At 39.6% G+C, this 24,680-nt stretch carries 26 protein-coding genes; 16 read left to right on the forward strand and 10 right to left on the reverse strand.

All coding sequences use genetic code 11. The annotated features are described in order from the left end of the window. The first annotated feature begins 61 nt into the window (after positions 1-61). Positions 62-1,231 (forward strand): T9SS type A sorting domain-containing protein, encoded by a 1,170-nt coding sequence (locus ACO6S2_RS11985; protein WP_422358790.1) that lies wholly within the window; start codon positions 62-64, stop codon positions 1,229-1,231. Between the two features lie 49 nt (positions 1,232-1,280). Here ACO6S2_RS11985 and ACO6S2_RS11990 read toward each other — a convergent pair whose 3' ends face one another. Further along, positions 1,281-2,096 (reverse strand): M48 family metalloprotease, encoded by an 816-nt coding sequence (locus ACO6S2_RS11990; protein ID WP_422358791.1) that lies wholly within the window; start codon positions 2,094-2,096, stop codon positions 1,281-1,283. Positions 2,097-2,224: 128 nt separating this feature from the next. On the opposite strand from ACO6S2_RS11990, the gene ACO6S2_RS11995 reads away from it, so the two are divergent. After that, the gene (locus tag ACO6S2_RS11995) at positions 2,225-3,574 is read left to right on the forward strand and encodes a DEAD/DEAH box helicase (RefSeq protein WP_422358792.1); all 1,350 of its coding nucleotides are present in this window, start codon (positions 2,225-2,227) and stop codon (positions 3,572-3,574) included. A 4-nt stretch (positions 3,575-3,578) separates the two neighbouring features. On the opposite strand, the gene ACO6S2_RS12000 is transcribed toward ACO6S2_RS11995, so the two are convergent. Beyond that, positions 3,579-6,506 carry a CHAT domain-containing protein gene (locus tag ACO6S2_RS12000; protein ID WP_422358793.1) on the reverse strand — a complete coding sequence of 976 codons (2,928 nt, stop codon included), beginning with the start codon at positions 6,504-6,506 and terminating at the stop codon, positions 3,579-3,581. Between the two features lie 67 nt (positions 6,507-6,573). Further along, positions 6,574-7,998: a hypothetical protein gene (locus ACO6S2_RS12005; protein ID WP_422358794.1), complete on the reverse strand. Its 1,425-nt coding sequence runs from the start codon at positions 7,996-7,998 to the stop codon at positions 6,574-6,576. 120 nt (positions 7,999-8,118) lie between these two features. Between ACO6S2_RS12005 and ACO6S2_RS12010 the strand changes: the two genes are divergently transcribed. Continuing rightward, a complete protein-coding gene (locus ACO6S2_RS12010) occupies positions 8,119-8,595 on the forward strand; it encodes a nucleoside deaminase (protein WP_422358795.1) in 477 nt (158 codons plus the stop codon). On the opposite strand, the gene ACO6S2_RS12015 is transcribed toward ACO6S2_RS12010, so the two are convergent. The 4 genes from ACO6S2_RS12015 to ACO6S2_RS12030 all read right to left on the reverse strand — a co-directional run bounded on the left by ACO6S2_RS12015 (position 8,592) and on the right by ACO6S2_RS12030 (position 11,239). Further along, positions 8,592-9,050 carry an ExbD/TolR family protein gene (locus tag ACO6S2_RS12015; RefSeq protein WP_422358796.1) on the reverse strand — a complete coding sequence of 153 codons (459 nt, stop codon included), beginning with the start codon at positions 9,048-9,050 and terminating at the stop codon, positions 8,592-8,594. The two genes, ACO6S2_RS12010 and ACO6S2_RS12015, sit on opposite strands and share 4 nt — an antisense overlap. A gap of 2 nt (positions 9,051-9,052) precedes the next feature. After that, positions 9,053-9,604 (reverse strand): ExbD/TolR family protein, encoded by a 552-nt coding sequence (locus tag ACO6S2_RS12020; protein ID WP_422358797.1) that lies wholly within the window; start codon positions 9,602-9,604, stop codon positions 9,053-9,055. A 117-nt stretch (positions 9,605-9,721) separates the two neighbouring features. Then, complete coding sequence (locus ACO6S2_RS12025; protein ID WP_422358798.1) at positions 9,722-10,105, reverse strand: response regulator; 384 nt, start codon at positions 10,103-10,105, stop codon at positions 9,722-9,724. Next, complete coding sequence (locus tag ACO6S2_RS12030) at positions 10,106-11,239, reverse strand: sensor histidine kinase (RefSeq protein ID WP_422358799.1); 1,134 nt, start codon at positions 11,237-11,239, stop codon at positions 10,106-10,108. It lies immediately after the preceding gene. 137 nt (positions 11,240-11,376) lie between these two features. Between ACO6S2_RS12030 and ACO6S2_RS12035 the strand changes: the two genes are divergently transcribed. The 5 genes from ACO6S2_RS12035 (at position 11,377) to ACO6S2_RS12055 (ending at position 18,548) form a co-directional block, all read left to right on the forward strand. Then, entirely contained in the window at positions 11,377-11,703 is a 327-nt protein-coding gene (locus tag ACO6S2_RS12035) for a PadR family transcriptional regulator (protein WP_422358800.1), read from the forward strand. Beyond that, positions 11,700-14,336: an ABC transporter permease gene (locus tag ACO6S2_RS12040; protein WP_422358801.1), complete on the forward strand. Its 2,637-nt coding sequence runs from the start codon at positions 11,700-11,702 to the stop codon at positions 14,334-14,336. Before ACO6S2_RS12035 ends, ACO6S2_RS12040 begins: the two co-directional genes overlap by 4 nt. 127 nt (positions 14,337-14,463) lie before the next feature. After that, positions 14,464-14,802 (forward strand): PadR family transcriptional regulator, encoded by a 339-nt coding sequence (locus ACO6S2_RS12045; RefSeq protein WP_422358802.1) that lies wholly within the window; start codon positions 14,464-14,466, stop codon positions 14,800-14,802. A 2-nt stretch (positions 14,803-14,804) separates the two neighbouring features. Next, the gene (locus ACO6S2_RS12050) at positions 14,805-17,405 is read left to right on the forward strand and encodes an ABC transporter permease (protein WP_422358803.1); all 2,601 of its coding nucleotides are present in this window, start codon (positions 14,805-14,807) and stop codon (positions 17,403-17,405) included. A gap of 144 nt (positions 17,406-17,549) precedes the next feature. After that, a complete protein-coding gene (locus tag ACO6S2_RS12055; RefSeq protein WP_422358804.1) occupies positions 17,550-18,548 on the forward strand; it encodes a carboxypeptidase-like regulatory domain-containing protein in 999 nt (332 codons plus the stop codon). A gap of 69 nt (positions 18,549-18,617) precedes the next feature. Here ACO6S2_RS12055 and ACO6S2_RS12060 read toward each other — a convergent pair whose 3' ends face one another. From ACO6S2_RS12060 to ACO6S2_RS12070, 3 genes are all read right to left on the reverse strand, one after another. Further along, positions 18,618-19,181: a hypothetical protein gene (locus ACO6S2_RS12060; RefSeq protein ID WP_422358805.1), complete on the reverse strand. Its 564-nt coding sequence runs from the start codon at positions 19,179-19,181 to the stop codon at positions 18,618-18,620. A gap of 160 nt (positions 19,182-19,341) precedes the next feature. Continuing rightward, the gene (locus tag ACO6S2_RS12065) at positions 19,342-19,476 is read right to left on the reverse strand and encodes a YcxB family protein (RefSeq protein WP_422362445.1); all 135 of its coding nucleotides are present in this window, start codon (positions 19,474-19,476) and stop codon (positions 19,342-19,344) included. Next, complete coding sequence (locus ACO6S2_RS12070; RefSeq protein ID WP_422358806.1) at positions 19,452-19,844, reverse strand: hypothetical protein; 393 nt, start codon at positions 19,842-19,844, stop codon at positions 19,452-19,454. Before ACO6S2_RS12070 ends, ACO6S2_RS12065 begins: the two co-directional genes overlap by 25 nt. A 200-nt stretch (positions 19,845-20,044) precedes the next feature. Here ACO6S2_RS12070 and ACO6S2_RS12075 point away from each other — a divergent pair, with 200 nt between their 5' ends. From ACO6S2_RS12075 to ACO6S2_RS12110, 8 genes are all read left to right on the forward strand, one after another. After that, complete coding sequence (locus ACO6S2_RS12075; protein WP_422358807.1) at positions 20,045-20,896, forward strand: ATP-binding cassette domain-containing protein; 852 nt, start codon at positions 20,045-20,047, stop codon at positions 20,894-20,896. Beyond that, on the forward strand, positions 20,893-21,648 hold the full coding sequence (locus ACO6S2_RS12080) for a hypothetical protein (RefSeq protein WP_422358808.1): 756 nt from the start codon (positions 20,893-20,895) through the stop codon (positions 21,646-21,648). The genes ACO6S2_RS12075 and ACO6S2_RS12080 overlap by 4 nt, the downstream gene beginning before the upstream one ends. A gap of 1 nt (position 21,649) precedes the next feature. Continuing rightward, positions 21,650-22,024 (forward strand): GntR family transcriptional regulator, encoded by a 375-nt coding sequence (locus ACO6S2_RS12085; RefSeq protein ID WP_422358809.1) that lies wholly within the window; start codon positions 21,650-21,652, stop codon positions 22,022-22,024. Between the two features lie 18 nt (positions 22,025-22,042). Then, the gene (locus tag ACO6S2_RS12090) at positions 22,043-22,558 is read left to right on the forward strand and encodes a hypothetical protein (RefSeq protein ID WP_422358810.1); all 516 of its coding nucleotides are present in this window, start codon (positions 22,043-22,045) and stop codon (positions 22,556-22,558) included. Positions 22,559-22,585: 27 nt separating this feature from the next. Beyond that, on the forward strand, positions 22,586-22,771 hold the full coding sequence (locus tag ACO6S2_RS12095) for a hypothetical protein (protein WP_422358811.1): 186 nt from the start codon (positions 22,586-22,588) through the stop codon (positions 22,769-22,771). Between the two features lie 4 nt (positions 22,772-22,775). Further along, complete coding sequence (locus tag ACO6S2_RS12100) at positions 22,776-22,994, forward strand: hypothetical protein (RefSeq protein ID WP_422358812.1); 219 nt, start codon at positions 22,776-22,778, stop codon at positions 22,992-22,994. A 2-nt stretch (positions 22,995-22,996) separates the two neighbouring features. After that, positions 22,997-23,953: an NAD(P)-dependent alcohol dehydrogenase gene (locus ACO6S2_RS12105; protein WP_422358813.1), complete on the forward strand. Its 957-nt coding sequence runs from the start codon at positions 22,997-22,999 to the stop codon at positions 23,951-23,953. 214 nt (positions 23,954-24,167) lie between these two features. Beyond that, on the forward strand, positions 24,168-24,611 hold the full coding sequence (locus ACO6S2_RS12110) for an Hsp20/alpha crystallin family protein (RefSeq protein WP_422358814.1): 444 nt from the start codon (positions 24,168-24,170) through the stop codon (positions 24,609-24,611). Positions 24,612-24,680: the final 69 nt, after the last annotated feature.

The raw sequence follows: 24,680 nt of genomic DNA on the forward strand, positions 1-24,680 counted from the left end.
TCTCTGGAGCTTTCCTGTTTCCAGATTTTCAATACTTTTTAAAACCATAAACTATTTAACCATGAAAACTATTTCTACCATTTTGTTGGTGGCTGTTTCCTTCTTGGGATACGCTCAACATATGAGACACCCCGGAGGACTTAATTACACAGTCTCCACTTTTTTAAATTCGCCTGATGCAGATGTAGACGATGCACTCGCTTTTGATTCAGAAGGCAATTTGTACGGGTCTAACTTTGCGGGCAGCACTGTATACAAAATCACTCCGTCTGGAGAAGTAAGTGCTTTTGTAACTGGCTTGAGTAATCCTAATGGGCTTGCTTTTGATAGTCATGATAATCTTTATGTGGCAGAGTACAGTGGATCAGCCATCCATAAGTATGATATTGATGGCAATCTCCTTCAGACTTATCCCATTGATGGGTTTCCTTCAGGAATGATTAGTGCATACCGTAGTGACAATGTTATATTCACAACTGCAGATTTCAATGATGAGGCCAACAATATGATTGCAGAATTATCTCCTGATGGGAGTATAAATGTTTTGCACCAGGGAGCCCCTATCAATTTGGGAGTAGGACTCGCTTACGGCCCGGGAGGGACGCTCTATATAGGAGACTATTTAGATCGAGAGATTTATAGATTGACAAGGCGCGGCGATTTAGAATATGTAGCTACTGTGCCTGCTCCGGATAACTTTGTTCCCTTTCTTGCTTTTATAGCCTATGCACAAGGTTATTTATATGGCACGGTTTACGGAGAAAACAAGATATACAGAATCAATCCACGCAGAATAGATGATGTAGAAGTTTTCGCTGGTAGTACCTATGGAGATACCGATGGACCATTATCTGAAGCGACCTTTGGTTTTCCTGCAGGAATAATATCTAATAGGTCGGGAAATACGCTGTATGTTTCTGAATTCAGTGGCGTGGGTAACATCCGAAAAATCAAAAGAGGTAGAGGTCGACCATGTTATACTAGAATAAGACTTAAAGCCTATCCAAATCCAGCTTCCGGTCAATTAAACATTCGTGTGGAGTCATCGGATTCAGATGTTCAGCTGACGATGTATGATAAAATGGGGCAGAAAGTGTACGAAGAAGAGTACGAAACTACCGGCAATTTGCTGATCAGTAACATTGATTTAACTGGTTGGGAATCCGGGCTGTATGAATTAAAAGTTACCAGCGGGGATAATCAGACCTCCAGGCGAATCATTGTGAGGTAAACTTATTGCTAAAGAGATAGTCGGACTATGAAGGCTATCTCTTTAGTTTTTAAGGTAAGCTTGCTTGAAACTCGGCGTAGGTCATACCTGTCTCTACAACAGCATCCTTGCTGCAGCCTAGGTCATCAGCTTTGGTGTTTATGTCTGCCACTCTTGAGTCTGGAGAAGGGTGGGTGCTTAACCATTCAGGTCCACTGCTTTGACCAGATTCGGTCAACTTCTCAAAGAATGTAGCAGCTCCATTACAGGCATAATCAGTATCCTGTAAATAGATAACTGAATGCTCATCAGAATCTGCCTCATCTTCTCTGCTGAACTTTAATGAAAAGAAGCCTGATGCCATTTGAGCAAGCTGTGTATCGCTAGCCTGGCCAAAGATAACCTGAGAGAGTAGTTGTAAGCCCAATTGTTGTTTCATCTGATCACTCGAATGCCTTTCGGATGCATGAGCAATTTCATGTCCCATCACACCTGCTAGGTCATCTGCTTTATCTAAATATTTAATGAGTCCTGTATAGACATAGATGTAACCACCTGGTGTAGCAAATGCATTCAGCACATCTTGATCAATGATCTTTACTTCATCGTACTGAAATAGATCCTTGTACTTCACGTCATCACTTGCAACAATAGCCTCAGTCATACTGCGTATGTATGCATATGCTTCGGGGTATTCTGTATCTGAAAGTACAGGATAATTTGTTGGGTCGGCAGCTATTTGTGCTACAACAGATTGACCAAGTTTCACATCGTTGGCAGGAGTGAGGCCAGTAAGCTGATCGAGGACTGATCCATCTTCCTCACTACACGATAGAAAAGTACCACAAGTGATAAGTGCACCAACTAAATATTTGAATGATTTCATAAGCGACAAATTCAAAAGCAAATGTTTTTACTACCTGCCAAAGTTAATCAAAAGGAAAGAATGACAATCTCTCGAAAGCCGCTTTCAGTCATTGATATTATATCTAGCTTTGTAGAAAATTCAATGGCATGCAGACTTTCGATTCCCTTCAACTTAAAAACCCGCTTAAAAATGTTATTGCTGATTTAGGGTTCGAAGAGCCTACACCCATTCAGATTCAGGCCTATCCAGTGATACTTTCAGGAAAGGATATGGTAGGGATTTCTCAAACGGGTACAGGAAAGACCTATGCCTATATGTTGCCATTGCTTCAAGAGTTGAAGTTCTCTAAACAACAGCATCCAAGGATATTGATCTTGGTACCTACTCGGGAGTTAGTTACTCAGGTCGTAGAGCAAATTGAACTTTTGGCCAAGTATATCAATGTTAGAGTTCTGGGTGTATTTGGAGAATCAAATATTCGCGTTCAAAAATCGGAACTTTCTGAAGGACAGGATATTGTGGTGGCTACTCCAGGACGGTTGTATGATCTGATCATTAACCGGGCACTGCAACCCCGAGATATTTCTAAGTTGGTGATTGATGAAGTGGATGTTATGCTCGATTTGGGATTTAGAGTACAGTTGACCAACCTGTTCGAATTGCTTCCAGTGAGAAGACAAAATATCATGTTTTCGGCTACGATGACAGAAGAAGTAGATGCATTAATTGACGATTTCTTTACTACCCCTGAAAAGATTGAAGTGGCAGTGAGCGGTACTCCTCTGGATAACATCAAACAGTCCTGCTATGCCGTGAAAAACTTTCATACAAAAACGAGGTTATTGAACCACATACTAGAGGATAGAAATGAGTATCATAAAGTGGTTGTTTTTATATCCAACAAAAAGTTGGCCGATCGTTTATTCGAAGCGGTTGAGGACTCGTTTGGTGCTCAGGTGTGTATTATTCATTCTAACAAATCACAAAACTACCGGTTACGATCGGTAGAAGAATTTGATGAAGGCAGCAAGCGTATTTTAATTGCGACTGATGTGATCGCTCGAGGCTTGGATTTGGATAAGGTGTCTCATGTCATCAATTTTGATGTGCCAAATTACCCAGAGAACTATATGCACCGTATTGGGCGTACAGGAAGGGCAGAGGAGTTGGGGAAATCCATTTTGTTTTTTACAGAAAAAGAAAAGGAACAAAAAGAGGCTATTGAGTCTTTAATGGATTATCAAATTCCATCAGTACAGTTTCCTGAGGAAGTGGAAATTACGAATGAACTGATTGCGGAAGAAAGGCCTAAAATTGCCGAGAGTAACTACAATAGAAATACTAAACCCAGGAAAATTGTAGTACCAGATGCTGAAAAAAAAGATAAAAACAAGAAGATAAATCTCGGTGGATCTTACAAAAGAAAACTGGCCTCCAAACACAAAAAGCCTAAGACCAGAGGAGACAAAAATCAAAATAAAAGACGCCGAAGTTAGTAGCTTAGTTTAGCAAGACAAAAGCGCCCCAGTAGTAAGGTTCTGGAAAATCCTGTCTGAGCCTCTTTTGAGCGGCGATAAAAGCTTCATTTTTATTCTTTCCGCCCATCCATTCGCTGTAAAAATAGGTCATGAGGTTTTTAGTTGCTTCATCACTGACCTTCCAGAGACTCATTATGACGGATTCTGCACCTGCTACCTGAAAAGCTCGCTGAAGGCCATATACGCCTTCCCCAGACTTAATTTCACCCAGACCAGTTTCGCAGGCGCTGAGTACTACAAGGTCGGTGTCTTTTAAATCTAACGTGAGTACCTCGTAAGCCGTTAGAATACCGTTGTCGGTCTTGCCCGTTTCATTGTCGTTCTCATAATCAGTTGATCGCATAGCGCTTTCAGCATTAGCGAGCATCAGCCCTGACCTAAGCAATGGGTTGGCTTTGGCTTGACTAACTTCAATACCCAGAACTTTCTCGTTTGAAGTATTTTCTTCTGGAAGGAAAAATCCGTGAGTCGCCACGTGTAACAATGAAGGGGAATTAATCTTCTTGAAATTAGCTTCAGAGGCGTTGTCTTGCAAATAGGTGTCTATCTGATAGCCTTTAGATTTTGTTATTTGACTGATGGTTTCAATTTCTGCCTTGGTACCGGGTAAAGCCGCCAACAGTCCTTGAGTTCCATAGTTGGGATAACCAAAGAAATCGGCTTTTTTGCTAGTCAGTTCAGAAGATTGATTTAGTAATTCTCTCGTGCTTGAATAAAGGTGGAAATTCATGCCATCGGACACAAAAGTTTGGTCTGGCTTTCTCAATGCGCTGATATTGACTTGAAAATACACCCCATCCAAAGACAAGTGTACATTCTTTACGCCTCCCAGTCTTTTGTCTACTGCTTGCCAATATTTTTCATAGAGTATTGGATTGTCTATTTTTAAGCGAATCATATTTCTGTAGCCTTTCGCATATTTACCATCCAACTCATTTCCATTGTCGATAAGGCTAAGGGTAGGATGTACGGCATTGGGGTCAGCTATAAGAAAAGCGTATTTTTTTTCATTGTTGAAGCTATTACCGAAGCTAGGGAAGCCGATTACTTCAATAGCTACGTCAGTAGGTCCGAGCTTAGATTTGATATCGTCTAGTGTAGCACTTGGGAGTCTGTTGGCGGAAGAAAAGCTGGATGAACTTCTGTTTAGCTCTTTTTCCAACTGATTGGCGTTTTGCTCAGCTGCGGCCAAATCAATTTTCATCTCATCAAGTTGCGTTTTCGAATAGGTATAATACAAAAGCAGGTCTTCTTTGGCTCGTTGCCAGTTCAAGTAGAGACTTTTTAGATTTTCATCATCACTACTCAAAATTTCATCTCTCATCTTGGTAGAAGCACTAAACAAAATACCCTTCGTTTTCAGCTGTATATTATACATCTCAGAAAGCAAGGCTGGGTCTTCTGAGCCACGTTCACAGGCGTAGTTGAAAAACTTCAAAATAGACGGTCTGATTTGTGTCCAATACTGTCCTTTTTCATATTCGCTCATCGCAGCAAAATTTTCCTCCACAATATCCAGATTGGAGGTGATCACCTTCTTAAATCGCTCATTGGCCTTGGTGTAATTTCCTTGCTTCCAGTCTATTACAGCCAAGTCTTCGAGTGATCTAAGGTAGTCTGGGTGCTTAGTGCCAAAATACTGTTCGTAGGAATTGTTGACTTCTGTTAGGGTGTTATGCGCTTCTTGGAAGTTGCCTTGGTGTAAATGAAACTTACCTAAGTTGTGGCTGGTTTTGATATAGGCCGGATGTTGTTTGTCATATTTTTGGGCAAATATTTTGAGTGCATCTTCAAGCAGCGTTTGCACCTGATCCAATTTTCCCGACTCCATGAGTACACTGGCCAAGTAGTTCTCAACATTGGCATAATCTGTTTGATTTCTAGCCATTCGCTTTCTTTTCAATTCGAGAATTTCGCTGAAAATACTTTCGGCTTCTTCGTATTTTCCTGAACTATAGAAGATTAGGCCTTGGTTGATCTTAAAGCTTACGTTGTCGCGTCCTTTGGATCTAAGTTCGTCACCAGCCAGGGTCATTGCCTGAGAGATCGAATTTTCAGCTTCTTCACTCTGACCAATTTCGTTGTAGTATAGCGCCAGGTTACTCGTCATGATGGCATGCGATAAAGAGTTCTTCTTATCATGTTTTTCTAGCAAACTTTCTGATTTCTGAAAATACTCTTCTGATGATGTGTACTTTCCCTGAGATTGTAGGATCACTGCATAGTTGTTGTAAAGCGAGGCAAGACCAATCGATTCTGTTCCAATCTCTTCTTGGAAATAATTAATGGTTTCTTTCATTAGACCTTCTGAAAGGTTGTACTTGCCCTCTGCATGCATGGTAATCGCTATATTGGCCATGGTTTTGCCCACAGCATATTTTTCTTCAAGAGAAACCGTATCCATATCAAGCATTTGCCTAATATCAAATGCGGAGTCCAAAGAGATTTGGTTGAAGCTCTCATTGTTGGTAAACAAGTCAATCGCTTCTAAAAATTTGTATGTCGCAATCTCCGGATGGATGTAGATGGAAAATTCAGCTGTACGGTTCAATTCAAAAATTTTCTCATAAACTTCGGGTTCTATAGGTTCTCCATCTTCACTATAGTCAGACCCTAAGGTATAAAGCAAACTTTCCTGACTATCTCGGTTGGCAAAAAATGAAGCTCTGTTGCCCTGAGAAAAGATATAATTATAGAATGAAGTGTCTTTTTTTAACTGCTCTGCCTTTAGTTTGGCGACTTCATTGTCCGTACCCAGTAGCGTGTTAGCTGCTTCGAGGTGTTCCTTTTTTACCAGGTCGTCTATTTTTAGCTTTCCGAGCTTGAATTGTGCTACTAATGGTTGAGCTAAAAATATAAGAGATAGAATGAAAAATGTTAGGTGCTTCATATAAGTCAAATTTGGTATTCGAAGTTATAAATTATTATGAAACACTCATTGCCAATGACTAATCTTCTTACTCGTTAGACGTTCTACTTTTGGTGAGTTTACTTTCGTATTGGCTGCTGGAAAGGACCTGATTCATCATTTTGATTACATCGTCAATTTCCAGAGAAGTATCGTTGATGTGCTTCAGCATTTCTGGAAGCTCTTCTTGGTCAAAAGCATTTTTATTGAGCAGCAAGCTTGTTAATCCTAGAAGTCTCGATAATGGACCTCTCAATTCATGCGAAGTTTGAAAGGCATATTCTTCAAGGTTGTTCAACAGAATTTTCCGCTCCTTATCTTGTTTACTTTTTTCCGTGATATCTAGTTTGTTGAGCCACAGCCAGTGAACTTTGTTTTCTTCGATATGAGAGGTGATATGGCTTATAAACCACCGATCTGTATCATGAATAGACTCTTGCATGGTAATGCTATCCAATCTATAACCCTGCTCTATATAAGCTTCCAGGAGGTTGGATATGGATTCATTATGGTCCATGATGAATGCCAACTCTTTTCCAACGAGTTCTTCTGGATCTTTCTCCAGATAAAGTTGAGCAAACACATCGTTACATTCTACCAGTTTAAGGTTGTCAATCAGATACTCGATTTGCGCATTTTTTGGCAGCCTTGTATCTAGTGGTGGGTTCAGCTCAAGTTGAGCAATTGCTTCAAAACTATTGGTAAACAGTTTTCTGTACTTTACTTGGCTTTCCTTTAGTTGGTTGGCTATAGCGATAAGCTCCTGTTGTTTGATTTGTAAATCCTCGGTCCGTTCCGCTACCACTTCCTCTAGATTGATGGTAAGCTGATCTAATTTTTTATTGTTTTCAGCCAAATGAATGTTTGCCTTCTCATAGATGTATAGCAGATAACCAATGATTAGATTGAATATCGCCCAATAGTAGATGGAGGTCTGGTAGGTATAAACGTTGTCTAATAGTACATCTGCGGTTTGTTCATTACTATCAAAGTAAAGTAAGTAGGATTGCTGAAAAAAGATGCAAACAAGACTGAAGACCATGGCTGTGGTAAAAACAATCGGCTCGCGCTTATAAGAGACTAAAATCTGGGTAACAAGAGACAATCCTATGATACTTAAGTCAAAGTGAAAATAGTAGTCGGATGAGGTGCCTTGAATGACAGGGTCTAAAACAAGCCAAAAAGCAACCCACGAAGCGAGGTAGATCCAGCGACTGATACCGAAGAGCCCTTTGCGGTTCAGTAAATAACAGATCAATGAAGCAATGCCGAACATTAACCTGGTGAATTGGTCAAAATTTAATTCTTCGGCGGGAACCAGAAATTCCTTAAAGTCAACAAGGTAAGAAATGAAAATAACAACAGGTACCGCTAGAAATATGACATTGGCTAGAATGATTCTTTCCCTGGTCGTATCTGAGCTCGTCGTGATTCCAACGAGAAAATATTGATCAATAAACTTTCTTATTAACACAGTCGAAGTTTAGTTAGGTATACACATTAAGCGCACAGGTTTACTTCAATTTAAATCATTAAGTATTGAATGCAAAATTAACCAAGAGGAGTTAACTTGATGATATTCAGATTAAAACATATGGACATTAATAAAGAAAAATTTATGCAAGAGGCTATCCGGCTTTCTGTAGAGAACGTTAGGTCTAATACTGGAGGACCGTTTGGAGCAGTGATTGTAAAAGATGGAGAAATAATAGCAAGGGGAACGAATCGTGTTACCACTAGTAATGACCCAACGGCTCATGCCGAAGTGGTGGCTATTCGAGAAGCATGCAAAGTGCTAGGAACTTTCCAACTCGATGGGTGTGAGGTTTATACTAGTTGTGAACCATGTCCGATGTGTCTGGGAGCGATATACTGGGCCAGGCCTGACAAAATCTATTTTGCCAATACCAAATCTGATGCTGCAGCAATCAATTTTGATGACCAATTTATTTATGAAGAATTGGCTCGACCCATTAAAGAACGCAAGCTTTTTACCAAGCAGATGCTGAGAGAGGATGCTCTTGTTGCTTTTACAGAATGGTCCAACAATCGCAATAAATTAGAATACTAGAAGTTCTGTGGCTTATCCAAAGTACGGTAAAGTACTTTTCTTGCATTATTCTTTCTTAGTTCCATTTGAATATCTCCAATAAGTCCCATGTCGACTTTTTCATCCACTTTAAGCATGACGATCAGTTGATCTTTGTACGCCTCTCCCAAATCGGACTTTTGTTCTTGAACCCATTGACCAATTTGATCTAGAGAAACCCATTTGTTGTTGCCAGAAATTCTAGGTGACGTACCTAGTCTAACATCTTTGGGAAAGCCTACAAACAATTCTTTAATGAGGAATTTCTTGTCTACTGTGGTTATAGAATGTGCATTTGGGGTCTGTACATTTAATTGCTCTTCGTTCACCTTTATTGTGGCCGTGACCATAAAAAAGAACAACAGTAAGAAGACGATATCTGGCATAGAAGCCGTTGATATTTCAGCTGTGGTAGAGGTTTTTTTTCTGATTTTCATAATTATTTTATTTGATCCGGATTTGCGATTGAAATGTTCATTGGTAGACCTATTCTAGCTTTTTGATACAGCGCCAACTCAGAGGGGTTTGATTTTCTCAGTTTTCTGAACTCATCAGAGGTTAGCCCTACACGTTCCCCATACATTTGGTAATAGGATTCTTTGACGAGATCAAGAATGGATATGAAAGAGGTATAATGAGCTCCACGCTGAGCTTTGATAGAGATAACGGCTTTTTCAGGCTTTTCAGAAAGGGTAGGGTTTGAGGATGGGTTTTGTACAAAAGTTTTGATTTCCTCAACAAGTCCGGATAGGTCAGTTCTTACTTGTCCTTCGATCAAATACTCATTTTTGGAATTGATGAGTACCTTGAAAAGATTTCGTTCATTGACTGGTGTTTCTGTTGGTTCAACATCCGGAGGAAGCTGCAGCATGAGACCTTTGTCTTGGAGGAGACTCGTACTTACAAGAAAGAAAATAAGTAAAAGAAACGCTATATCTGCCATGGACCCTGCGGATACCTTTGGTTCTGATTTTGGACGCTTTAGTTTCATAGACTTTTTGTTAGATATAATCCACGAAACGGAAATAGTCACAAACGAAAAGTTGACTAAACACTCCTTAAATGAACTGAGAATTGGTTTGTCGAGAGTAAGTTGAGACTAATAAGCCTAAAAATGAGAAACTAAAATATCTTCAATTTTCTCTACAGAGATAGGCTTACTTACAAATTCTTGTATTTCATTACATACCTCAGCTCTTTGTCGATCCTTGGGATCCATAGATGTGCTGACCATGACAATTACTATTTCTTCTTTTTGCTCTAGGGGTAGAGATCTGAACTGGTCAATAAAATCCCAACCCGATAGGGCAGGCATATTAATGTCAAGAAATATAAGATTAGGTCTTTTTATTTGAAGATAATTTAAAGCTTCTGAAGCACTTAACACGGAGTGAATTTGCTTAAACTTGTTGGTTTTTTTTAGAATCACTTCATGGATGAAGTTGGTAGGAACATCATCGTCAATCAATAAGACATGGTCAATTTGATTCATCTATTTAAGGATTGTAAAGTGAAACTTGGCGCCGTTTTTATAATTTCTGTCTAACCAAATTTTACCTCCAAAGGTATCTAAAATTTTCTTGCAATAGGCCAAACCTATTCCGTTGCCACCATAGATTGAACTATTGTGTAACTGTTGGTAAATCACGAAGATTTTATCTTCAAATTGAGGGTCAATGCCAATGCCATTATCCGAAATGGTGAACTGCATGTATCGGTTTTTGTCTGAATGAGTAATTTCAATTTCACACGGAACATCAGACTTACTAAATTTTAGTGCATTTTCAATTAGGTTCTGAAATAGAATGCGGAGTTCAGTCGGGCTAGCCTTTACACTTGGTAACCTGTCAATCTGAATGGTTGCATTTTTTTCCTGTATCAAACTCTGAAGATCTTTCAGTACATTTTCACAAATAATGCGACTATCGACAGTTTCCAATTTTATATCATGACCAATTCTGGAGTATTCAAGCAGGCCCGTTATTAGTTGCTTCATTCTAACAGAAGCTTCTTTTATGAAATTGAAATACATTTGCCCTTCATGGCTTAGCTCTTTTTTATTCTCCGACTCGAATAGGTCGATGTAATTGATGATGGTGTGCAGCGGGCTTTGTAAGTCATGCGATGCTATGAAAGCGAATTGTTCGAGTTCTTTATTTTTTAACTCTAAATCTCTGTTTTTTTGTTTTAGATCTTCAAAGATCTGTTTTCGTTCTGTAATATCAGAGTAGGTGCCAAGTATGCCAATTACCTCGCCTTCGTCATTTTTTAGTGGAACCTTATTGGTTTCGAGCCATGATTCCTTCCCATCAGCGTGTTTTTGTGGTTCTATGATACCGAGTTCAGAGTCACCTCTATCCATAACCTTCTGATCAGTTTCAACAAAAAAATCAGCTTCCGATTTTTTCCAGGCTAAATCATAATCCGTCTTGCCTAATATCTCAGGGGCCGAGCCCACGCCAGCATCTTCTGCAAATAATCGATTGGATCCGAGATATACTGAATCTCGATTTTTCCAAAATATGCGAGTAGGAATGTTGTCTAGAATTAACTGAAACATTTTATCCTTAGATATCGGGAAGATATCAGAATCGGAGATGTCTTGCGGTTTATCTTTTTTGGTCATGATTAGGTTTTGTTAATCTAATATACCAATACTCAAGGTTTTTGAAAAGTAAATTTGCTAACTCATTCATTTAATCTCCATTTACGAAACAAATAAATAATCACTACGTTTGGTCTTCAAAACAGAAACAAATAGCAATGAAAGGATCAAATCTGGGAGAGTTTCAGGAAGTGGTATTGTTATCCATTCTCATTTTGGATGATGAGGCCTATGGCTTAAAGATACAAAAGGAGCTAAGCACAAGGCTCAAACGTACGCTGAGTAGGGGAGCTTTGCATACGGCACTTTCTCGATTGGAAGAAAAGGGGTTCATTACCTCACATACTGGTGGTGCCACAGCCGAACGTGGTGGTCGTCGCAAACGCTATTACACGCTTACGAATACTGGCAAAGAATCGCTCAAACAAGCGCGAGAACTGCGAGAAGAAATGTGGAGCCTCGTACCCAAACTGAGTCTGTCATGATACCATCACAATTGCCCAGGTGGTTTGTTCGACTCTTTAAATGGTTTTGCAAGGCTGATCTATTCGAAGAATTACAAGGAGACTTAGAAGAGGCTTTTCAGGAAAATATTAATATTCATGGCGCAGCCAAAGCGCGCCGCATCTACCGATTAGAAGTGCTGAGAATGCTCAGACCCTCAGTAGTCGGTTTCGGTCAATTTCACTCAAAATTTAACCATTTTATCATGTTTAAGAATTATTACTTAACAGCTACAAGAAATCTCTTAAAGCATAAAAGCTATTTTTTTACGAATGTACTAGGCCTTGCCTTAGGTATAGCTAGTTTTTCATTTATTGCCATTTATGTCTGGAATGAAATAAACTATGATCAATTTCATTCTGACTATGAAAGAATCTATCGCATTAGTAGCAAAGCCGTTATTAGAGGGAAGTCTAATCATGAAGCGACTACCGGGGCTCCGCTGGCCAAAACTATGTTGAGCTATTACCCCGAAGTACAAAAAGCCACAAGGGTACTAGATGCAGGTTCCGTGCTTATTGGAAAAGACAAGAGGAAGTTTATTGAAGATCGTATGTTGTTTGCAGACTCTTCATTCTTAAGTGTTTTTGACTTCAAGTTAGTGAAGGGGAATCCTCAAACCGCACTAGCATCTCCGAGATCTGTTGTTCTTTCAGAGCGCTATGCGAATAAGTATTTTGGAGGTGAAGAGGCTTTAGGGCAATTGCTATCTGTCGAAGAGGATTCGGTGTCCTATATCGTGACTGGAGTCATGGAGAATATTTCTCCAAATTCTCATATTCAATTTGACATTATGGGCTCTATGAGTTCCAGACCAGAAGGGACAACCACCCGCTGGATTGGAACTAATGTACACAACTATATTCTGTTGGATCAACATTCCGATCCGTCAGAGCTGGAAATCAAATCAAAAGAAATTTTCTACGATTTTATCGCTCCCGAAATTGAATACTATACTGGTATTGCAATAGAGGATTGGGAAAAGGCAGGTAATACTGTAGGATTTCAACTCACTCCAATTCCGGACATTCATCTGAGTTCTACCGCATCCAATGAGTTAGAGCCGACAGGCAATTCTACCTATGTATACATTTATGGAATTATTGGTGTAGTCACCCTGTTTATAGCCATTTTTAATTTTGTCAATTTGGCCACAGCCCACTCATTAAACAGAGCCAAAGAAGTAGGAGTAAGAAAGGTGATTGGGTCAACCAAACAAATGCTGGTAGTTCAGTTCATGGTTGAATCGTTGATCATTTCGTTTGTTGCTGCTTTACTTGCTGTAGGTTTTATGGCCGTATCAATGCCTTCATTTACTTCGCTGATAGGAAAGGATCTTAGTATTGGCTTATTCACTAATTCTATAAACTGGGTGTTTATCGTAGGGTTGGCTTCATTTGTTGGAATTGTCGCAGGTTTGTATCCTTCTTTGGTATTGTCCAATTTCCGTCCTGTTCAGGTGCTGAAGGGTGATAAGTGGTCAGGAGCTAAATCAAGTTGGTTAAGGAATCTATTGGTAACTCTGCAATTCACAGCTTCTATTGTGATCATAGTATGGACCTTGGTTGTATATAATCAGATCAGTTATATGTTGGCTAAAAATTTGGGATTCGACAAAGAGCAAATGCTAGTGATTAAACGACCCGATTGGTTAGGAAGTCATATGCTAGCTTTTAAGAATGATTTGCTTGGTCAGACCCATATTAGTGCCGTCGCTAATTCAAAAACCATTCCTGGGAAAGAATATAAAATCAGATCATATCGCAAACAAAACGAAACAGAAACTTTCCTTTTCTTAAATAATCAGGTAACACATGAGTACAAAGATTTGATAGGGTTGGAGTTAGTTGCCGGAAGATTCTTTGCAAAGGATATAGCTTCAGATTCAAGTGCCGTTGTAATCAACGAATCAGCTGCCAAGGCATTTGGATTTGATGACCCGATTGGACAACCATTAACTTCTGCTTTTGCGAATGGACCTTTGCATATCATTGGAGTAATAAAGGATTACAACATTGAATCTCTGCATAAGCCAGTAGAGCCTGTTTCATTAGAGTATGATCCAGGTAATCAGGAAGGCTATATTAGTGTGAAGCTTAATAAAACAACTAATATTTTAGAGACATTGACTGCCATTGAAGAATCATGGGAACAACATTCCGGAGGTGAGCCGTTTCAGTATTTCTTTTTTGACGAAGAGTATCAACGTCTCTATAAATCGGAAGAAGCCACAGGTAAAATACTTTTCGTTTTTGCATCACTTTCAATTTTTATTGCCAGCCTGGGATTGATAGGTTTAATCACTTATTCGGCCAGAAGACGTCAAAAAGAAATTGGCATACGAAAAGTACTTGGGGCAGGGGTTCGAGCAGTGTTCCATTTGCTCTCAGCCGAAGTTTCCAAACTTATCGGTTTGGCTATTCTTATCTCTTGGCCGATTTCTTATTTTGCGGCAAACTATTGGCTACAAAATTTTGCGGACAGAAAGGAGATAAGTATTTGGATGTTTATAGGATCCATGCTGGTTGTTGTACTCGTTGTTGGTGGGATCGTAGGATTACAAACTATGCGCTCCTCAAATCAGAACCCTATAGATTCTTTGAGACAAGAATAGAAGACTAATCTATTAGATTTATAAAGGACAGTCATTGATTGTCCTTTTTTAATGATTATTTTATAGACAAAAGTAAACTTAATCGGAAGTCTTCCGTATATTGCTGACAAATGTAAATTTAATAGCAATGGAAAGACTACATCTCGGAGAATTTGAAGAACTAGTGCTACTCACAGTAGGGGTGCTGTATGAAGAGGCTTATGCTGTGGCCATTACCAAGGAAATTGCTGAGCAGTCTAAGCGCTCGGTTAACGTGAGTGCAGTTCACAAGTCCTTATATCGACTAGAGGAAAAAGGGATGCTTAAGTCAGCACTTGGCGAAGCAGAATCTAAAAGAGGTGGCAAACGCAAGCGTATATTTTCGATTACGCCTATAGGGAAAAAAGCCCTTGACGAATCATTGGAATTGCGTAACAAGCTTCGTAGTCGGATTCCAGAGGTTGTATTCAAATGGCAAATGGTTTAAACATGCCACGTGATGTGAACATACCGAAGTGGCCCTATCGTTTCTTTAAATGGTATTGCCGGAAGGATCGTTTCGAAGAATTACATGGCGACCTGGAAGAATTTTTCTACGATCGATTAGAAGAAAGAAATCTTCGCTATGCCAGATTTCAATACACCCTGGATGTATTCCGTTGCTGCAGGTCGTATGCCTGGAAAAAAAATAGTCAAACTCACTCAAAATTTAACCAATTAATCATGTTCAAAAATTATTTCAAAACTTCCATGAGAAGTATGATGAGGAACCCACTCAGTTCTTTCATCAATGTATTTGGCTTATCTGTAGCCATTGGTATTTGTCTGATAGTCTATGCATTCATGGATTATGAATTTAGTATAGATCAGCATCATGAAAACAAAAATGAAGTCTTTCTGGTGACCTACTTTGTAGATAAGGAAGGGGAAACCCTCCAATATGGCAAAAGCCCAGTCTTGTTGGCAGAAGCACTAAAAATAGACTATCCACAGGTAAAAGCCACCTGCCGGATAGAAGACCGGAACGTAGTGGTAAAGTATGAAAATAAGGTGTTTCACGAGCAGGTACGCTATACGGACCCTGACTTTCTGACCATGTTTACTTTTCCTCTCAAATGGGGTGATCCAAGTACACTTAAAGACTTAAATAGTGTCATTATCAGTGAAGAGATGTCTGAAAAATATTTTGGCGACGTCAACCCAATTGGATATGATATCGTCTTGAAGTTCGACGAGAATATAAAAAAGTCTTTTAAGGTGACAGGGGTAGGTCAGGCTTTTCCGAGTGCCCATCAGATTGAATTTGATTTTCTAATCAATTTTGAAAATTTCGGATTTTCACATCCTGATGTGGCCTTCAATGATTGGTACAAATTACTGGATGCTACATTCGTACAAGTATCAGATCCTGAGGATATTCATACGATTTCCGCTGGTATGAATGTTTACCGTGATCTGGTCAATGATACTCACAATGATTGGAAAATCAATGCTTTTCAGTTCGAACAGCTGTCTACTCTATTTGAGCACTCGGAGTATATTTCAGAGTCGATTACTTACAATTATGATGCGGCGGGTCGTATCACTATGCCCATATTGGGATTATTCATGCTTGTGTTGAGCTGTTTCAACTACATTAATATAGCCATTGTCTCCGCTGCTAAAAGACTCAAGGAGATCGCAGTCCGTAAGACCATAGGGGCAAGCCGATCCTCTACTGTGATCCAGTTTCTTACTGAAAATGTATTGGTGACACTGTTAGCTACGGTCATGGGGGTATTCCTTGCTACCACAGTGTTTTTACCATGGTTTGTAAACTTAGCTGACATAGACCTGAGTATTGACTTAACTGATTTTCAACTGTGGGTGTATTTGACTCTGGTTGCCCTGACTACTGGAATTGTATCAGGCATATATCCAGCTTTCTATATTGCCAAATTTCAAGCGGTAAGTATACTAAAAGGAACGATGAGGTTTGGAAAGAAGAATTTGCTCACGAAAGTATTTCTCTGTATTCAACTTATCTTAGTCTGTGTTTTGATCACAGCCGCGGTGGTTTTTACACAAAACACAGCATTTCAAAAAAACAGGGGATGGGGGTATAACAAAGATCAAGTAGTATATATGCAGCTGCCTGATCCAACTTCCTACCAGGAACTCTACGGTGCATTTCAACAAAATTCCAATGTTACAGCACTTTGTGGTTCCGAACATCATCTGGGCCATCAAGTAGATTACCCTGTAGTTCACACACCTGAGCGAAAGTACGAAACCCGTAGGGTAGGTGTGTCTCCTGAGTACTTTGGGACGCTGGGTATAGAATTAGTGGAAGGTAGGTTTTTTGAGCCTAACCATCAGGGCGATCAAAATGCAGTGGTAGTCAACGAGCTATTAGTCCAAAACTTTGGTTTCAAAGATCCAATCGGAGAATCATTCAAAATCGACAGTGTGAGATACAGCATCATTGGAGTGGTTGAAAACTTTCATATTTATAGTTTCTATGACAAAATCAGGCCGACCTTTTTTAGCCTTGCCGATCCTTCAACCTACCAGTATCTTACCTTGAAGGTAAAACCTGGAACTGAATATGAGATGTATGATCAACTCCGCGAACAGTGGGCTGGATTGTTTCCAGATACTCCCTTTCAGGGTGGTCATCAAGCAGATGTTTGGGGTATGACATACTACGAAGAAGAGGGAAAACAAGGGGACTTTATGCGAGCCGTAGCTTTGGTTGCTGTGCTACTAGCTAGTCTTGGGTTTTACGGATTGGTGTCACTCAATGTATCCGGCCGAGTACGAGAATTTAGTATTCGTAAAGCCTTAGGCGCAGGGTATAGCAGTATTGCCCGTCAAGTGACCAAACAGTATTTGATTTTGATTGTTCTAGCCCTTTTGGTTGGTGTGCCCCTCAGTTACCAATTGGTGGTTTCTCTCCTGGATCTGCTGTATGAATACCCTATGCCTGTAGGTATAGTGGAAGTGGTCATTTCCATTGGTATTCTACTTCTCATTCTTTTTTCCGTAATCAGCACACAAGTAAAAAAGGTGTTTGAAACCAATCCTGTAGAAGGTTTGAAAGTAGAATAAGAAAGTTGCCTGACAGGGGTGTCGTGCAACCTCTGTCGGGATAAATGCATCTGCACATCATAAATACCGACTGAAGACAGCGGTCACTTTTTTGATTTTTGTTGTCTTTAGTCTAATTGTCAAAACTCAAAATACTTAATACTCATGTACTCAAAATTATTATTTGCTAGCATGCTCATGCTGGCTGCCCTGACGGGTAATGCCCAATTTCTTTTGACGGGAAAAGTTGTAAATGTAGAAGACCACCAACCGATAGCCTTTGCAAATATTGGTATTGTGAATACTAGTGTAGGCACCTGTGGTTATGAAGATGGGTCTTTTCGACTCATAGTACCAGCGAATATGATCAACGACAACATTACATTTTCTGCCATCGGTTTTAGCAAGTTTGAACTAAAAATTGATACACTCCATTTGGATGAAAATTTAATTCTCCTAAAAGAAGATGTAGCCATGCTTAGGGAGATACAAATTACTCCATCTGATCAAGTGAAGTCTGATGTTATCGGGCTTACGTCACCAGGTGTCTTTAACAATTGGGGAGAAGCTTTGGCAAGTTCCGATGGGGGTAGTGCCTGGGCTACTAAAATTGAAATGCCAGAAACAGTGATTGATATTAAAAAAGTAAACCTTCACATTTTCAAAAATGATCTGGACAGTTTTAATATTCGCTGTAGAATTATGTCGATTGGTCAGGATAACCTCCCCTCAAAGGACTTACTGAATAAAAGTGTAATACTTCGGTCAAGTATAAAAAAAGGATGGGTATCTATTGATTTTAGTTCGTATGAGATCAGCCTTGCCGAAGATTTCTTTCTTGTTTTTGAGTGGATTATGGATAAAAAGGGAGCGCAATTGGCAGCAGAGTTTGAAGCCAATAGTCTGCCATGGAGATTACCTGATTCTGATATTTGGAACAACAACTTGATGGTTTATTTAGATGAAAATGGTGAGATGGTTAAGCAAAAGCTCACCAAGTCTCAACAAAAGCAGTGTAAAGAGAGAGAATTTCCTCAAACTTGGTTTGGTATCAAGAAGACGAAAACGGATGAAACCAATTATAGCCGCAAAGGCAGCATGGCTCCATGGATAGAACAACCTGCTTTTGATTTGGTTGCCAATATCGAATATCAATGGTATTGAGGATTGCTCTTAAACCTATAAGGTTTTAAAAACCTTATAGGTTTAATAATTACTAATATAAAAAATAAATCATCTTCTTTTCTTCCTCACCAACCACACCACAAAGTATACGACCACTACTAACCAGCACAACGTAGTCGTTCCACTTTTTATTTGTGTAAATAGACTGGCGGTTTTAATGATGGTCTCAGAGACATGGTTTGAATTTGTGATCATTTTTGCGATCAAAATATTCTCGCCATAGTCGAGTAGCATGGCCAGGAAGGGCAGAAGATACAGATTGGAGAGAATGTGTCCAGAAGGGAGCTTTATCAAATGAGACAATCGAATAATCAAAGCGCTCAAAAGCAGTCCCAGAAGTAGAGGGTAAAAGAGGTCCAACAAGAACAACTGCGGAAACAAATAGAGATCGACAGTAGCTTGATCTAGCTTATTAATCATGACCGTCGCTTCCTCTACAGAATACCCCATCGCCTTCAGATCAAAAGCTTCGGTACCCAGCTGGGCATTGATGCGAGGAAAGGTAAATAGCATCATCATCAAAAGCACCAAATGAGCTAGGATGAATAGCGTGATGATTCTTGGTTTGGTGGTTAACCGTTCTAGATTGTTGTGGAGGTTTTTGAAGGTCATTGGATGTTTGAAGAGATATTGAAAGCGATCAACTATTTTCTTTGTTTTTTGACGGACATCTTATTTCAGCTACAATTTAGAAATATCTTAAATTTGACGCTGTTATTAGAAACCACCGGACTAAATCATATCGGTAATCACCAAAGAGGGATAGTTGATATTAGGCAATGTTTGTTTTTAGTATTTTGTCAAGTTCTTCGAGATCGTTTTCAATTTTCTTTTTAGGGATAATTATCGCAGATACCGCGGTATTGTATAAAAAGTAATAATCTATGGTTTCTTCAATTTTCTTAATTCCAGACCACTTAAATTTTTGTTCCGATTCTGGTTCAGTATTCCTTCATCGCTAAAAACTAAATTATGTATCCCAAGAGTGCCTGAGTTATCACCGTTTTCAAGAATTTTTCGCGCATTGTCCATGGTTCTATTTAACATGTGTTTAGGATAGAATAAAATCCACGCTATAGATATTAGACCAAAATTTATTGGAAGTAAAATTCCTGAACCTCCATTTGTATAATAAGATGTTAAAAAAACAATAAAAAAGCCAGGTACAATTAAAGTTGATATTAATCTGGCTCTTTTGTGTTGGTGAGAGTTTTGAATATAGAGTTTTTGAAACTCCATCCAATCATCCATATCAAAGTCAAATTTTATTTCCATAATAACGGATCCATATTGTCAATATTTGTACATACCCCATAATGGAGTTTATTCCTCTAATATGCCAGAATAAAGTGCATTAAACAAGCGGTCTCAGAAGCAATTCTTAAATCTTTTAACAATTATTTCATATGAACCGAAACCTTATTTACATTTGAGGTGTATTAGTATGATAGTACACTAATTTACTTCAGAAAAGTATGGTGCAAATTGAAAATGTTTCTTTTGGATATTCCTCCAAACCTCAGCTGTTTAAGAACCTGAATGTTTCCCTACCGCTGGGAAATATCTATGGCCTGCTGGGCAAAAATGGAGCAGGGAAGTCCAGTCTGCTCAAACTCATTGCTGGCTTGTTGTTTCCTAAGGAGGGAAGTCTTCATGTTGGTGGTTTAACCCCAAGAGATCGTCGACCAGAGTTTCTTAGCGAAATCTATTTGGTGACGGAGGAGTTTGAAGTGCCGGCCATTGGCATGAAAAGGTTTGTGGACTTGTACAGCCCGTTTTACCCCAGATTCAACCATGAGCTACTTCGAGAGTATTTGAATGAATTCAGCTTGCCCACAGACGAAAAGCTGACTTCACTGTCTTACGGACAGAAGAAGAAGTTTTTACTGTCATTCGGATTGGCCACAGATTGCCAGTTGCTGATTCTGGATGAACCGACCAATGGGTTGGACATTCCGTCAAAAAGTCAATTTCGGAAAGTGGTGGCTAGCGCGATACATGAAGAGCGAAGCTTTATCATTTCTACCCATCAGGCTCGAGATATGGAGAATTTGATCGATCCGATCATCATTTTGGACGAAGGTCAAATCGTCTTCTTTGAGGACTTCCAACAAATCTCAAAGCGATTGACGATCAACAAAGTAAAAGAACTACCTGAGCACGATCGAGTGGTTTATGCTGAGTCTACTTTTAGCGGATACACTGTGGTAGAAGAAAACACAAGTGGTGTAGAGTCCAATATGAATCTGGAGACGCTGTTCAATGCGGTGGTGAACAACAAGGAGAAGGTGCAAGAAATTTTCAAAAATCAAACGGTAGATAAATGAGCCATTATTTTAATATCCATAGGTTTTTGAAGTTGCTTAAGCTTGAGCTGTTTAGAAGTTTTAGAGGCATTTTCATTGCCTTCGAAATCACATTCGGCATGCTCTTCTTTGTTGGCTTATTGATGTCCATTATCGTAGAAGACAGCATGGTTTTCTTCGAGCATACACGTGGCTATGCTTTTACATTAATTATTGGAGGGTTTGTCCTTAGTTCATTGGCATTTAATGATTTAAGTCATTCATTGAAAAGTAGTAATTACCTCACTTTGCCGACTTCCACTTTTGAGAAGTTTCTTTCCATGTGGCTGTTGACCTCTGTGGGTTGGATCGTGTTTTTCAGTTTTACCTACTATCTATATACCGTTTTTGTAGCAAATCCAATTGGGACAATGATTGATGCCAATATGCGATTTGAGGATTTTGACCCGCTCAGTGATTTTGCCCTTTCAGTTATGCAGTACTACTTCGTGTTGCAGGGCTTGTTTTTAGTAGGTGCGTCGCATTTCAACGGTTATGTGTTTCCCAAAACCATATTCACCGTGATTTTGGTGGCGATAGTAGCAGGGACAACCTTCTACTTTATCATGGGGGATTTGATGCAGGATGATCAGGAGTGCTTATCTGACAATAATCCGTATGTGGATAAGCCCATATATAAGATTTGGTTATTGGCGCAATGGGCATTTTGGTGGTTATTGGCTCCATTTTGCTGGGTGGTGACTTATTTGGGATTGAAAGACAGGGAGGTGTAAGATGGAGTTTCGAGACGATCAAGCCATATACCTGCAAATTGCTGATCACTTTTGTGAAAACATTCTCCTAGAGAAGTGGAAGCCAGGCGATCGGATTCCATCAGTAAGGGAAATGGCTGTAAGCATCGAAGTAAATCCCAATACGGTCATGCGTACATTCACCTATCTACAAGAGAAGGGCATTATCTACAACAAACGAGGGATAGGCTATTTCGTAGCGGAAGACGGGAATGTAAAAACCAATGCCCTGAGAAAAGAAGACTTTATCAATAATGAATTACCACGATTGTTTAGAGCTATGGACTTGCTTCATTTATCTATAGACGACATTGCCAAGTACTACCAGCAACATGTAAAATCAACCGAAAAGGCCTAACCTAAAACTATATAAACCATGCAAACAAGTAAGAAAATATTGATCACTACTGCGGGCATTCTCCTGGCACTTTTTGTGAGTAGTCTGATGGTGCTACGTGGAGATGTACAAGCCATCAATGCCAAACAAGCCGCTGAAACTCAGCTCACAGCAGTACCTGTGGAAGCGTTTAAAATCATTCATTTCTCAGGGAATTGGAATGTACAGGTTCGCCAGGGCAGAACCTACCAAGTAGAAGTAGCTTTTGATCCACAAAACAGGTATTTGCCTCAATTAGAAAATAGAAATGATACGCTTCATTTCTTTATAAAAGGCGATAGCGCACTTGAGGTAACAGCTAAGGTGATCACGCCAGTATTGAACGGGGTCAAGGCCGAAAATGCCTACGTCACACTAAAAAAATTCCAAGTGGACTCTATGTCCATTAAACTAGATGCTAGTCATCTCATAGGGGAGGAAAACAAATTCATTTACACCTCCTACGAAACTACAGGAGATTCCAGATTAGAATTTTTGGACGATCCTTTTAAATAACAGATTGACAACAGAAAACATAAACCAATGAAAGAAAAATTTAAATCATCAACATCAAGGGGAAGCTGTTTTTACGTGCTGGGATTCTTTGGCGCAGCTTATTACTTCATATCTACTGCCGCTGGGTTTTGGTTGGGCGTAGGAGGATTCTTCAAAGCGATTGTGTGGCCGGTATTCTTTGTGTACGAAGCCTTTCACTTCCTTGAAATTTAACGCCATGGAAGTATTAGTATTTAGAACAAACATTAAAACCCGCAAGCGCATGGATCAATTCGCATGGGTGTTTAATCAACATCCCTACATCAAGGATTGGAACGTAGACCTTCAGGATATCGACAAGGTATTGAGAGTAGAAGCTTCAGACCGTCTTTCGGAAGCTGATGTGATTGATATTGCTCAAACGTTCGGTTTTAATTGCGAAGCTTTAACAGACTAAAGATGAGAGTAGTAAAAATAGATCGCTATGGAGGACCGGAAGAGATTTATGTAACTGAGGTAGAAAAACCAACTCCAGCAGATCATGAAGTATTGATCAAAGTTAAGGCGGCAGCTATTAATCCTTTGGACTGGCATGTCATGCGAGGCACGCCTTATTTTATGCGAGCTATGACAGGCGTGTTTAAACCCAACAAAAATTTTCAGACTTTAGGAGCAGATGTAGCAGGCGTGGTGGAACAGGTAGGCGAACAAGCGAGCCATTTGAAAGTAGGGGATGCTGTCTTCGGAGATATATTCAATTATGGCTATGGTGCCTTGGCGGAATATGTCTGTGTGCCGGAAGAGGCATTAGTCCTCAAACCTGATAACATCAATTTTGAAGAAGCAGCCGGTGTGCCTGTGGCGGCACTCACGGCCTATCACGGCTTACGTAAGTTTGGTAGTATCTCTCCCGGTGCAGAAGTATTGATTAATGGCGCTTCCGGTGGTGTAGGTACTTTTGCCGTACAACTGGCTAAGTATTATGGAGCGAATGTGACTGGAGTTAGTAGTACGAGGAATGTGAGCCTGGTAAAAGAATGCGGTGCTGAAGATGTGTTGGATTATACAGAGCAAAACATTGCTGATCAGCAAAGGAAATTTGACCTGATTTTTGATGCTGTGGGCAATCTTTCTCTCTCGGAATATAAAGGTCTTTTGACCAAAAACGGAAATTGTGCGGTAGTTGGATTTGGTGGTATGGCTCATTTGATTGGTGCTGGATTGTTAGGAGGTAAGCACATCAAAATGGTAGACTTTAAGGCCAATCAAAAGGATTTACAAACCATTGCAGATCTGATGGAAAGCCATGACCTATCCACTGTGATTGACCGAACTTATTCATTAGATGAGGCCGCTGAGGCTATCAAATATTTGGAAACATCCAGAGCGCAAGGGAAAGTGATAATCATTCCCTGACCAAAAGTTAACAGAAGTTAAAAATTGTGAAATCAATGCATTCCCCTGAAACAAAATACCTCACTTTTTTCGTATTTGAGGCTGATTGAATAATTTCAATTAGTCGCGACTCGCTCGGTTTGTAGCGTTAAGTTTTGATGGTCCCGGTCCTGTAATCGGGATTGCGGTTTAACCGAATTTTTGTTGAATTGTTTAACTATTAAAATTTGAAAAAATGAACTTAGTGAAAAGAAGCAATTACATTCCTACATCATCTTCATTCTTTGATGATTTTTTGACTAAAGATCTTTTTGACTGGTCTGGATGGACTGATCAAGGTGGTTCGGTCCCAAGGGTAAATATTGTAGAAACCAATGATGATTTTCGGGTAGAGGTAGCAGTCCCGGGAATGAAAAAGGAGGATTTTCATCTTGAGCTGGACAATGATATGCTCACCATTCAGTCGGATGCTGCTGCAGACGAGACCCAGATGAATGGCAATATGAAGTTTACCCGAAAGGAGTTTGATTATGGCTCCTTCAAAAGATCCTTTTATTTACCGAATACGGTTGAGATAGATAGCATTGAAGCTAAATATCAAGATGGAATTTTGAGGTTATTAATACCTAAAAAAGAAGAAGCCAGGAAGAGACCGGTTAAAACAATAGCCATTAATTAATACCTGATTCAATAATTTGCTTGGATTTAAGTGGCTTGAGGTACATGCCTCTAGCTCTCCGAGCAAAGC

Origin of the sequence: Reichenbachiella sp. (assembly GCF_965233835.1) — a bacterium.
Taxonomy (GTDB): Bacteria; Bacteroidota; Bacteroidia; order Cytophagales; family Cyclobacteriaceae; genus Reichenbachiella.

Excerpts from the sequence above, each read along its gene's own strand:
- ACO6S2_RS11985 (WP_422358790.1), top strand. The coding sequence starts at position 62 with ATGAAAACTATTTCTACCATTTTGTTGGTGGCTGTTTCCTTCTTGGGA.
- ACO6S2_RS11990 (WP_422358791.1), bottom strand. The coding sequence starts at position 2,096 with ATGAAATCATTCAAATATTTAGTTGGTGCACTTATCACTTGTGGTACT.
- ACO6S2_RS11995 (WP_422358792.1), top strand. The coding sequence starts at position 2,225 with ATGCAGACTTTCGATTCCCTTCAACTTAAAAACCCGCTTAAAAATGTT.
- ACO6S2_RS12000 (WP_422358793.1), bottom strand. The coding sequence starts at position 6,506 with ATGAAGCACCTAACATTTTTCATTCTATCTCTTATATTTTTAGCTCAA.
- ACO6S2_RS12010 (WP_422358795.1), top strand. The coding sequence starts at position 8,119 with ATGGACATTAATAAAGAAAAATTTATGCAAGAGGCTATCCGGCTTTCT.
- ACO6S2_RS12015 (WP_422358796.1), bottom strand. The coding sequence starts at position 9,050 with ATGAAAATCAGAAAAAAAACCTCTACCACAGCTGAAATATCAACGGCT.
- ACO6S2_RS12020 (WP_422358797.1), bottom strand. The coding sequence starts at position 9,604 with ATGAAACTAAAGCGTCCAAAATCAGAACCAAAGGTATCCGCAGGGTCC.
- ACO6S2_RS12025 (WP_422358798.1), bottom strand. The coding sequence starts at position 10,105 with ATGAATCAAATTGACCATGTCTTATTGATTGACGATGATGTTCCTACC.
- ACO6S2_RS12030 (WP_422358799.1), bottom strand. The coding sequence starts at position 11,239 with ATGACCAAAAAAGATAAACCGCAAGACATCTCCGATTCTGATATCTTC.
- ACO6S2_RS12035 (WP_422358800.1), top strand. The coding sequence starts at position 11,377 with ATGAAAGGATCAAATCTGGGAGAGTTTCAGGAAGTGGTATTGTTATCC.
- ACO6S2_RS12040 (WP_422358801.1), top strand. The coding sequence starts at position 11,700 with ATGATACCATCACAATTGCCCAGGTGGTTTGTTCGACTCTTTAAATGG.
- ACO6S2_RS12045 (WP_422358802.1), top strand. The coding sequence starts at position 14,464 with ATGGAAAGACTACATCTCGGAGAATTTGAAGAACTAGTGCTACTCACA.
- ACO6S2_RS12050 (WP_422358803.1), top strand. The coding sequence starts at position 14,805 with ATGCCACGTGATGTGAACATACCGAAGTGGCCCTATCGTTTCTTTAAA.
- ACO6S2_RS12055 (WP_422358804.1), top strand. The coding sequence starts at position 17,550 with ATGTACTCAAAATTATTATTTGCTAGCATGCTCATGCTGGCTGCCCTG.
- ACO6S2_RS12060 (WP_422358805.1), bottom strand. The coding sequence starts at position 19,181 with ATGACCTTCAAAAACCTCCACAACAATCTAGAACGGTTAACCACCAAA.
- ACO6S2_RS12070 (WP_422358806.1), bottom strand. The coding sequence starts at position 19,844 with ATGGAAATAAAATTTGACTTTGATATGGATGATTGGATGGAGTTTCAA.
- ACO6S2_RS12075 (WP_422358807.1), top strand. The coding sequence starts at position 20,045 with ATGGTGCAAATTGAAAATGTTTCTTTTGGATATTCCTCCAAACCTCAG.
- ACO6S2_RS12080 (WP_422358808.1), top strand. The coding sequence starts at position 20,893 with ATGAGCCATTATTTTAATATCCATAGGTTTTTGAAGTTGCTTAAGCTT.
- ACO6S2_RS12085 (WP_422358809.1), top strand. The coding sequence starts at position 21,650 with ATGGAGTTTCGAGACGATCAAGCCATATACCTGCAAATTGCTGATCAC.
- ACO6S2_RS12090 (WP_422358810.1), top strand. The coding sequence starts at position 22,043 with ATGCAAACAAGTAAGAAAATATTGATCACTACTGCGGGCATTCTCCTG.
- ACO6S2_RS12095 (WP_422358811.1), top strand. The coding sequence starts at position 22,586 with ATGAAAGAAAAATTTAAATCATCAACATCAAGGGGAAGCTGTTTTTAC.
- ACO6S2_RS12100 (WP_422358812.1), top strand. The coding sequence starts at position 22,776 with ATGGAAGTATTAGTATTTAGAACAAACATTAAAACCCGCAAGCGCATG.
- ACO6S2_RS12105 (WP_422358813.1), top strand. The coding sequence starts at position 22,997 with ATGAGAGTAGTAAAAATAGATCGCTATGGAGGACCGGAAGAGATTTAT.
- ACO6S2_RS12110 (WP_422358814.1), top strand. The coding sequence starts at position 24,168 with ATGAACTTAGTGAAAAGAAGCAATTACATTCCTACATCATCTTCATTC.